The sequence below is a fragment of the Micromonospora sp. NPDC005220 genome (assembly GCF_040607895.1).
Taxonomy (GTDB): Bacteria; Actinomycetota; Actinomycetes; order Mycobacteriales; family Micromonosporaceae; genus Micromonospora.
This window is the reverse complement of sequence record NZ_JBEXHP010000163.1, coordinates 1-9,573: the sequence shown is the minus strand read 5'-3', so window position 1 is coordinate 9,573 and position 9,573 is coordinate 1. Positions and strand designations below refer to the sequence as shown.

Below are 9,573 nucleotides of genomic sequence, written 5' to 3'. Positions count from 1 at the left end.
CCCGGCACCGTGGTCGGCGCTCCCCCGCCCGCCAGGTCCGCGGCGAGCGCCGAGTCCGGGGACAGCCGGCCGGTCACCGGGTCGAGGTGGTACGCCTTCTCGGTGACGGTCAGGGTCACCACCCGAACCGCCGGGTCGGCGAGCAACGCCACCACGGCGCCCGGGTCGCTGGGTGCGTGCCGCACGCCGCTGAGGGCGCCGACCACCCGGGTGGCGCTGCCGGCCGCGGAGAGGGCGCTGACGCTGAACAGGTTGTCCTGCGCGGCGATCGCCTCGACCACGGCGGCGCTGCGCGGGGCGACGGCCACGATTCCCCAGTCACCGCCGGCCGCGCCGACCGCCGCCTCGGTGAAGACGGCCTGGTGGGCGCGGTGGAACGCGCCCAACCCCAGGTGTACGACACCGGTCGGCACGGTGCCCGGCCGGATCAGCGGGCGGGCCTCGGCGGGCAGCCGGCGCAGCATGCCCAGGCCGAGCCGGGAGGCCCCGACGCTCACCGCCATGCCGGACCGTCCGGGAAGCGGAACTCGGCGATGGACGCCGGTTTCATGGTGGCGCTGTAACCGGGTCGCTCGGGCAGCAGGTAGCGGCCACCCCGGGTCCGCACCGGGTCGACGAAATGTTCGTGCAGGTGGTCGACGTACTCGATCATCCGACCGTCCAGGCCGGTGCCCACCCGCAGGTAGTCGAAGATCGCCAGGTGCTGGACGTACTCGCAGAGGCCCACGCCGCCGGCGTGCGGGCACACCGGCACGCCGAACTTCGCCGCCAGCAGCAGCTCGGCCAGGACCTCGTTGACGCCACCGACCCGGCAGGCGTCGACCTGCATCACCCCGATCGCCTCGGCCTGGAGTAGCTGTTTGAAGATCACCCGGTTGGCGGCCACCTCACCGGTGGCCACCCGGCACCGCCCGCCGGTCAACTCGGTGACCGCGCGGGCGATCCGGGCGTGCCCGAGGATGTCGTCGGCGTGGGTGGGCTCCTCGATCCAGTACGGGTCCACCTCGGCCAGCGCCGCCATCGCGGTGATCGCCTCGTCGACGTCCCAGACCTGGTTGGCGTCCATCATCAACAGCGCGTCCGGGCCGATCTCCTCCCGGATGATCCGGGCCCGCCGCACATCGTCGGCGAGCGGGCCGCCGACCTTCATCTTCATCGCCCGCCAGCCGTCGGCGTACGCCTGCCGGGTCAGCGCCCGCACCTTGTCGTCGGGGTAGCCGAGCCACCCGACCGAGGTGGTGTACGAAGGGAAACCGTCACGTTCGAGCGTGCTCAGTCGGTCGGCCAGGCCGTCGCGTCCCTTGTCGAGGATGGCTGCGGCGTCGTCCGGGGTGAGCGCGTCGGTGATGTGGTGAAAGTCGACGCTGGCGACCAGCTCGTCAGTCGGCAGTTCGGCCAGGAACCGCCACATGGGTTTGCCGGCGATCCTGGCTCGCAGGTCCCACACGGCGTTGACGAGCGCGCCGGTCGCCATGTGGATGACGCCCTTCTCCGGGCCCAGCCAGCGCAGCTGCACGTCGGCGCTGAGCGAACGCCAGAACGCGACCGGCTCGGCGGTGATCTCCTCGATGGTGCGCCCCCGCACGTGGTGGGCCAGGGCCCGCACCGCCGCGCAGGTGATCTCGTTGCCCCGGCCGTTGGTGAAGGTGAACCCCGCGCCGGTCGGGCCGGCGTCGGTGCCCAGCTCCACGTACGTCGCCGAGTAGTCGCCCCGGTTGATCGCGTCGGAGCCGTCGCCCCGGGCGGCGGTCGGGAACCGCACGTCGTGCACCTCGACCGAGGTGATGGTGACGGTCACTGGTCCGCCTTTCCGAAGTTGAAGACCCGCTTGGGCAGCCGGTACGCCAGGTCGACGATGGTCTCGGCGGCCTCGTCCATCGGCAGCCGGTGCTCGGCGACCAGCCGGGCCAGGAAGCCGGCGTCCACCCGGCGGGCCACGTCGTGGCGTACCGGGATGGAGCAGAACGCCCGGGTGTCGTCGACGAACCCGGTGGTGTTGTAGAAGCCGGCGCTCTCGGTGACCGCCTCCCGGAACCGGCGCAGCACCTCCGGGGAGTCTAGGAACCACCAGGGCGCGCCGAGCAGCAGCGCGGCGTACCCGCCCGCGAGGGGCGCCAGCTCGCGGGTGAAGGTGTCCTCGTCGAGGGTGTAGAGCACCACCCGCAGCCGGGGGTCGTTGCCGTAGCGCTCCAGCAGCGGGGCGAGGGCGTGCACGTACTCGGTGGCCTGCGGGATGTCGCCGCCGACGTCGCGGCCGTGCCGGGCGTGCAACCACCGGTTGTGGTTGCGTACCGCGCCGGGGTGCAGCTGCATGACCAGGCCGTCGTCGAGCGACATCCGGGCGAACTCCACCAGCATGTGCGCCCGGAACGCCTCCGCGTCGGCGGCGTCGGCCTGGCCGCGCCGGCCCCGGTCGTAGAGCCGCTCCGCCTCGGTCGGAGTCAGGTCGAGAGTGCGCGCGGTGGGGTGGCCGTGGTCCGAGGAGGTCGCGCCGGCGGCGATGAACGCGGCGCGTCGGGCCTGCAGCGCGGCCAGGTAGCCGGCGTACGTGCCGGTGTCCTCACCGGACCGGTCGGCGAGCCGGTCCACGTTCGTCGACCAGCCCTCGAACTCCATGTCCACCACGTCGTCCGGGCGGAACGTGGTGACCACCCGGCCGCCCGGCCCGCCCCACCCGTCGGCGGCGAGCTTGGCGTGCTGCGCGAGGTCGTCCAGCGGTGACTCGGTGGTCGCGAGCACCTCGATGTGGAACCGCTCGAACAGCGCCCGGGGCCGGAAGTCCGGTTCGGCGAGCCGGGCCGCGATCTCGTCGTAGAGCGCGTCGGCAGTGTCGGGGCCGAGCGGGGTGTGCACCCCGAACACGGTGCGGAAGGTCTGTTCCAGCCAGAGGCGCGACGGGGTGCCCCGGAACAGGTGCCAGTGCGCGGCGAAGCGCCGCCAGATCACCCGCCCGTCGGTTTCCACCGGGCTGCCGTCGCGGGTCGGCACCCCCAGATCCGCCGGGGGTACGCCCTGACTGAGCAGCATCCGGGTCAGGTAGTGGTCGGGCACGATGAGCAGCCGCGCCGGGTCCGGGAACGGGCGGTCCTCGGCGAGCAGGGCCGGGTCGACGTGCCCGTGTGGCGAGATGATGGGTTGCGCCGCCGCCACTGCGTACAGCTCCCGGGCCAGCGCGCGCTGCCCCGGTTCCGGCGGCAGCAGCAGGTCGGTGTGGTCGAACGTGGGCACGGGGTGGGGCTCCTCGTCTGCTGGGTCAGCGGGGGGTGAGCAGGTCGGCGACGCGGACGGGTTGACCGGTCTCGAAGGACCGGTTGGCGGCCAGGCCGGTGAGCAGGGCCGACGCGCCGTCGTCGGCGGTCGCGGCGCGGCCCAACGGGTCGGATTCACCGCCGAGGAGCACCGCGGTCATCCGGGCGTCCGCGCCGCCGTGCCCGTGCCGACTGCGGCCCTGCACCGGGATCTGCCGGGGCGGAGCCCAGAACGGTCGCACTGTCAGCGTCGCACCACCGCCCTCGGCCGGCGCCTCGGCGCCGTGCAGGGCGGCGCCCTTGACCGCGCCGGCGGTGCCCCGGTCGACGAAGTCGTTCTCGGCCACATCCAGCTCCAGCCGGCCCCGGCTGCCGTTGACCATCACCCGGTAGCCCTCCCAGGGCGCGTACGCGGTGAGGTGGTAGGTCATCGTGGCGCCGGTGGAGTAGCGGGCCAGCACCGCCATGTCGTCCTCGATGCTCACCCCGGGCGCGAAGACGTTGCGGTCGCGCTGGTAGCCGTCCTCGGCCTCGGCGTCCAGGTACAGCTCGCGCAGTCGAGGGTGGGCGTCCAGCCGCAGCGCGAACGGGTCGTCGGCGGCGGCGGGGGAGCCGTGCGCCCGGTCGTAGTCGTGGGCGTAGCCGTGCCGGCGACCGTCCGCGCCGTAGAAGAACAGGCGGCCGGCCGCGTACACCTCGACGGGTGTGGCGGCCAGCCACCAGTTGACCAGGTCGAAGTGGTGGCTGGCCTTGTGCACCATCAGCCCTCCGGAGGTGGCCTTGTCGCGGTGCCAGCGGCGGAAGTAGTCGGCGCCGTGGCGGACGTCGAGCAGCCACTCGAAGTGCACCGAGCCGATCTCGCCGACCGCGCCCTCGGCGAGCAGCCGGCGGACCTGTTCGTGCAGCGGGTTGTAGCGGTAGTTGAAGGCGACTGTCACCCGGCCGCCGGTCTCGGCCACCGTGTCCAGGATCCGCCGGCAGCGGGCCACGTCCACGGTCATCGGTTTCTCGGTGACGACCTCCCGGCCGGCGCGCAGCGCGGCCACCACGTACTCGTCGTGGGTGACGTCCACGCTGGTGACCAGGACGACGTCGACCCGCTCCTTGTCCAGCATGGCCGCGAAGTCACCGGCCGGGTACGTGGGCACCGGGCGGTGCCCCAGCTCGCCCAGCCAGCGGTTGTGCGCGTCCATCCGGGCCTGGTTGACGTCGGCGAAGGCAACCAGCTCGGTGGTGTCGGCGTGGTCGAGCACCAGGGCCCGGACGAACATCTCCGCCCGCGCGCCGGTGCCCACGACGGCGTACCGGGCCTGTCCGGCGGCTCTCGGTGACATGCGGTCGCCTCCCGTGGTGCTGCAAAGGTTTGCAATGAAGTAATCACGATCGATCCGATCGCGTCAACGACGACGGCGGGATCGGCGTCAAATGTCAGTGTTTGTGGGGTCGCAGGTAACCAAGGGGAGTGCGGGTGCAACAAAGCCGTAACCATTGACCGTTGACACTGGCGCAACCGTTTGCATTAATGGGCCACACCCACGTGACCGCCACCACATCGGACGAAGGGGCCCGCCGTGCCAGTCACCATCCGGGACGTCGCCCGGGCGTCCGGTGTGCACATCTCCACCGTGTCCCGCACCTTCTCCGCCCCGCACCTGGTCAACCCGGAGACCCGGGTCCGGGTGCTGGCCTGCGCGGAGGATCTGGGCTACCGGCCGAACCGCGCAGCCCGGGCCCTGATCACCGGGCGGACGCACAACATCGGGCTGATCATCGCGGACATCGCGAACCCGTTCTTCCCGCCGCTGATCAAGGCGGCGGAGAGTCAGGCCCGGCACCGCGACTACCACGTCTTCGTGGCCGACACCAACGAGGACCCGACCGCCGAGGAAGAGCTGGTCCACGCCCTCGCGAAGCAGGTGGACGGGGTGCTGCTGTGCAGCCCGCGAATGAGCAACAGCCTGATCGAGCAGCTCAGCCGCGAGGTGCCGCTGGTCGTGGTGAACCGCCAGGTGGCCGGCCTGCCCTGCGTGCTGATGGACGTCGGGCAGGGCGCCCGCTCGGCGATCGAGCACCTGGTCGGCCTGGGGCACCGCAGCATCGCGCTGCTCGGCGGCCCGCGCAGCTCGTGGACCAACCGGGAGATGCGCCGTGCCGCCGGCGCGGCCGCCCGCAACGGTGGCGTGGAACTGACAGTGCTCGGCCCCAACGCGCCCACCGAGGTCGGCGGCTCCGCCGTCGCCGAGCAGGTGCGACGCAGCGGCGTGTCGGCAGTGCTCGCCTACAACGACCTGATGGCGATCGGCCTGATCGAAGGGCTGGACGCGCTCGGGGTCCGGGTGCCGCAGGAGGTGAGCGTCGTCGGGGTCGACGACATCACCCTGAGCCGGCTGACCCGCCCCAAACTGACGACGGTGGCCACACCCACCGGGGCCGCCGGCCGGACGGCCGTCGACATGCTGCTGCAACAGGACATCGAGTCACCGCGCGGTGCGCGGGGGTCCGGTGCCGGCACGGCGCTCGGCGTCCGTCGTACCACCGCACAGGTAATGCTCCAGACCGACCTGGTCATCCGCGACTCGACCGGCCCGGGCCCGTACGCCCGGCCGGCACGTCCCCTGGCCGCACCGCGTGGCCCGGGCCCGCATTGCCCTGCGGACCCGGGCATCCCGACTGCGGCCACCGGTGACGCCGTCGCCTCCTAACGCCGAGGAGTGAGCGCACATGCACCCCGCAACGCCCCCCACCACTGACGCGCCCGTCGGGCGCGCCCACCGTACCGCGCTGCCTCGGCGGCGCCTGCTGCGTGGCCTGCTCGCCGTGACGGTCGCCGCACCGCTGATGTTCGGTGCCGCCGCCTGCGGAGACGACGGCGGCGCCGCCGATCCGAACGCGCCGGTCAAGCTCTCCATCTTCTGGTGGGGCGGCGACGCCCGGGCCAAGCTGACCGAGGACGCCCTCGCCCTCTACACCAGGAAGCACCCGAACGTGACCTTCGAAAAGACCTGGCAGGCCAACCAGGGCTACTTCGACAAGCTGGCCACGCTCACCGCCGGCGGTAACCCGCCGGACCTGTTCCAGATCGACGACAACTACCTCGCCGAGTACGCGGCCCGCAACACCACGCTCGACCTGACCCCGTACCAGGAGTCCGGAAAGCTGGACACCTCCAAGTTCCCCAACAGCCTCTGGCAGTACGGCGTCGTCGACGGCAAGCTCGCCGGCCTGGCCGCCGGGGAGAACACCCAGGGTCTGGTCTACAACAAGACGCTGCTGTCCAAGCACAACCTGCCCGAGCCGACCACCGGGATGAGCTGGGAGCAGCACATCGCCTGGGCCGAGCAGGTCACCGCCAAGACCAAGGTACCGGGCACCCAGGACCCGAGCGCCGACTACAAGGCGTTCTGGGTCTGGCTGCGCCAGCAGGGCAAGGACCTCTACCGGGGCAAGGAGTTGGGCTTCACCGCCGAGGACGTGACCACGTGGTTCGACCTGTGGAAGGGCGCCCGGGACCGCAAGGCCACCCCGACCGCCGACGTCATCCACGAGGGCAACTCCAGCGACGTCACCAAGCAGTTGGTGGTCACCGGCAAGTCGGCGACCTCCTGGGTCTGGGCCAACCAGATGCCGGACCTGAAGAAGAACACCACTGACGAGCTGGGCGTGGTCGCCTACCCCGGTGACCCCAGCGCGCAGTGGGCCCGGGCCTCGATGTACTGGTCGGTCTTCAAGGGCAGCAAGAACAAGGACGTCGCGGTCGACGTGATCAACTTCCTGACCAACGACCTGGAAGCGGTCAAGCTGCTCGGCACCGACCGCGGCCTGCCGTCCAACCTGGACCTGCGCCGGGTGGTCAGCGACGACACCACCGACCCGGCCATGAAACAGTCCATCGCCGTCGAGGCGGAGCTGACCCAGAAGTTCGGCGAGTCGCCGCAGGTGCCGATCAAGGGGCACAGCAAGGTGAAGTCCGAGCTGATCAAGGCGGCCGAGAACGCGCAGTACGGCCGGGCCACCCCCGCCGAGGCCGCCGCCCAGTTCGTCCAGGCGTGCAAGTCCGCCATCGCCTGACCGCGCCGCGAGGCGAGGAGAGGAGCTGTTCGTGGCGTTGACCACGGCGCCCGACCCGACCCGACGCGGCCCCGGATCCGCCCGGGCCCACGCTGAGCGGCGTGGGCCCGGACGCTTCCGGCACAGCGAAGGTCTGGCGGGGTACGTCTTCCTGTCGCCGTGGCTCATCGGCCTGATGGGTGTCACGGCAATCCCCATGCTGCTGTCGCTCTACCTGAGCTTCACCAACTACGACATCCTCACCCCCTTCTCCGAGGTGGAGTGGGTGGGGCTGGCCAACTACGAACGGATGTTCACCGCCGACCCGTCGTACTGGCACGCGGTGCGGGTGACAGTGACCTTCGCGCTGATCGCCGTACCGCTGAAGCTGGCCGCGGCGCTCGGCGTGGCGCTGCTGCTCAACCGCGCCTGGCGCGGCGTCGGGCTGTTCCGCGGGCTGTTCTACCTGCCGTCCCTGCTCGGCGGCAGCGTCGCGCTGGCCATCGTCTGGGTCAACATGTTCAACCGCGACGGTGCGTTCAACTCGCTGCTGAGCCTCTTCGGCATCACCGGCAAACCGTGGGTCAACGACCCCGACTGGGCCCTGGAGACGCTGATGGTGCTGGCCATCTGGCAGTTCGGCGCACCGATGGTGATCTTCCTGGCCGGGCTCAAGCAGGTGCCCACCGAGTTGTACGAGGCCGCGTCGGTGGACGGGGCCGGCCGGTTCCGCCAGTTCCGCAACGTCACCCTGCCAATGCTCTCCCCGGTCATCTTCTTCAACCTGGTGCTGGAGACCATCAACGGCTTCCAGGGCTTCACCGCCGCGTTCGTGCTCAGCAACGGCACCGGCGGCCCGGTCGACTCCACCCTGATGTACACGCTGAACCTCTACATCACCGGCTTCACCGACCTGAACATGGGCTACGCGTCGGCGATGGCCTGGGTGTTCCTGCTCGCCATCGCGGTCATCACCGCGGTCTTCTTCAGCACCGGGCGGTTCTGGGTGCACTACTCCGACGGGGAGGACCGGTGATGGTGACGGTGAACCCGGCGACCGCAGCGCCGAGCGCCCGCCGACGCGCGGGCGGCCGGTCCCTGCTGCGGCTGCTGATCCTGGTCGTGATCGTCGCTGTGGTGCTCTACCCGCTGATCTGGATGGTGGGCACCTCGCTGAAGTCCCAGGAGGAGATCATCAACAACGTCGGGCTGCTGCCCGAGCAGTTCACCCCCGGCAACTACACCGCCGGCTGGTCCAACTTCGACGTCAGCTTCGGCCGGTTCTTCCTCAACAGCGCCATGGTCAGCCTGCTCACCGTCATCGGCAACGGGCTCTCCTGCCTGCTGGCCGCGTACGCGTTCGCCCGGCTGCGGTTCCGACTGCGCGGCATGTGGTTCGCCGTCATGATCGGCACGCTGCTGCTGCCCCAGCACGTGCTGATCGTGCCGCAGTACATCCTGTTCCGCACCCTCGGGCTGGTCGGCGGCGACTGGCCCTACCTGCCGCTGCTCATCCCGCAGTTCCTGGCCACCGAGGCGTTCTTCGTCTTCCTCATGGTGCAGTTCATGCGGGGCGTCCCCCGGGAATTGGACGAGGCGGCCCGCATCGACGGTGCCGGCCCGTTCGGCATCTTCCGGCACATCATCCTGCCGCTCAGCCGCCCGGCGCTGGTCACCACGGCGATCTTCTCGTTCATCTGGACCTGGAACGACTTCTTCCGCCAGTTGGTCTTCCTGTCCCAACTGGAGGACTACACCGTCCCGGTCGCGCTGACCCTGTTCATCGACTCGACCAGCCAGAGCGCGGTCGGCCCGATGTTCGCCATGTCGGTGCTGTCGCTGCTGCCGGTCTTCCTGTTCTTCGTCGCGTTCCAGCGGATGCTCGTCGAGGGGATCAACACCAGTGGCATCAAGGGCTGAACCGGCAGCGAGGGCTGCACCCGACGACACCGGCGGCCGGCGGGACTGGCGCGACACCGCCCGCGACGCCGCCGACCTCGCGCTGCTGGGCATCCTGCTGACGCTCGCGGCGGTGCCCCTACTCACCGCCGCCGCGGCGGTGGGCACGGCCAGCGCGGCGGTGCACCACTGGACGCGTACCGGCGGCTGGCCGTCGGCGCGGACCACACTGCGCCGCTTCGGTCGCGCGCTGCTGCCCGGGGTGCCGGTCAGCCTGCTCGCGCTCGCCGGCGCCGCGCTGCTCGCCGCCGACCTGGCGGCGCTGGCCACCGGCCGGGTGCCGGGCGGGCCGGCGGTGCTGCTGGTGACGGCGCTGATC

Annotated in this window: 7 protein-coding genes and 2 pseudogenes; 5 read left to right on the top strand and 4 right to left on the bottom strand. The window is 71.2% G+C overall.

Annotated features, from left to right (window positions below):
• The 4 genes and pseudogenes from ABZU52_RS30485 to ABZU52_RS30470 form a co-directional block, all read right to left on the bottom strand.
• A pseudogene (locus ABZU52_RS30485) lies at nucleotides 1-503 on the bottom strand (mannitol dehydrogenase family protein); the annotation flags it as partial.
• Nucleotides 494-1,798: an enolase C-terminal domain-like protein gene (locus ABZU52_RS30480; RefSeq protein ID WP_354974388.1), complete on the bottom strand. Its 1,305-nt coding sequence runs from the start codon at nucleotides 1,796-1,798 to the stop codon at nucleotides 494-496. The gene ABZU52_RS30480 and the pseudogene ABZU52_RS30485, both read right to left, overlap by 10 nt.
• The gene (uxaC, locus tag ABZU52_RS30475) at nucleotides 1,795-3,228 is read right to left on the bottom strand and encodes a glucuronate isomerase (RefSeq protein WP_354974387.1); all 1,434 of its coding nucleotides are present in this window, start codon (nucleotides 3,226-3,228) and stop codon (nucleotides 1,795-1,797) included. Before uxaC ends, ABZU52_RS30480 begins: the two co-directional genes overlap by 4 nt.
• A gap of 25 nt (nucleotides 3,229-3,253) precedes the next feature.
• Nucleotides 3,254-4,582, bottom strand: a complete 1,329-nt coding sequence (locus tag ABZU52_RS30470) for a Gfo/Idh/MocA family oxidoreductase (protein WP_354974386.1) — start codon at nucleotides 4,580-4,582, stop codon at nucleotides 3,254-3,256.
• Nucleotides 4,583-4,819: 237 nt separating this feature from the next.
• On the opposite strand from ABZU52_RS30470, the gene ABZU52_RS30465 reads away from it, so the two are divergent.
• The 5 genes and pseudogenes from ABZU52_RS30465 to ABZU52_RS30445 all read left to right on the top strand — a co-directional run.
• A complete protein-coding gene (locus tag ABZU52_RS30465) occupies nucleotides 4,820-5,950 on the top strand; it encodes a LacI family DNA-binding transcriptional regulator (protein WP_354974385.1) in 1,131 nt (376 codons plus the stop codon).
• 19 nt (nucleotides 5,951-5,969) lie between these two features.
• On the top strand, nucleotides 5,970-7,316 hold the full coding sequence (locus tag ABZU52_RS30460) for an extracellular solute-binding protein (protein ID WP_354974384.1): 1,347 nt from the start codon (nucleotides 5,970-5,972) through the stop codon (nucleotides 7,314-7,316).
• 31 nt (nucleotides 7,317-7,347) lie between these two features.
• Nucleotides 7,348-8,331: a sugar ABC transporter permease gene (locus ABZU52_RS30455; protein ID WP_354974383.1), complete on the top strand. Its 984-nt coding sequence runs from the start codon at nucleotides 7,348-7,350 to the stop codon at nucleotides 8,329-8,331.
• On the top strand, nucleotides 8,331-9,215 hold the full coding sequence (locus tag ABZU52_RS30450) for a carbohydrate ABC transporter permease (protein ID WP_354974389.1): 885 nt from the start codon (nucleotides 8,331-8,333) through the stop codon (nucleotides 9,213-9,215). The genes ABZU52_RS30455 and ABZU52_RS30450 overlap by 1 nt, the downstream gene beginning before the upstream one ends.
• Nucleotides 9,199-9,573 (top strand): annotated as a pseudogene (locus tag ABZU52_RS30445) (hypothetical protein); the annotation flags it as partial. The gene ABZU52_RS30450 and the pseudogene ABZU52_RS30445, both read left to right, overlap by 17 nt.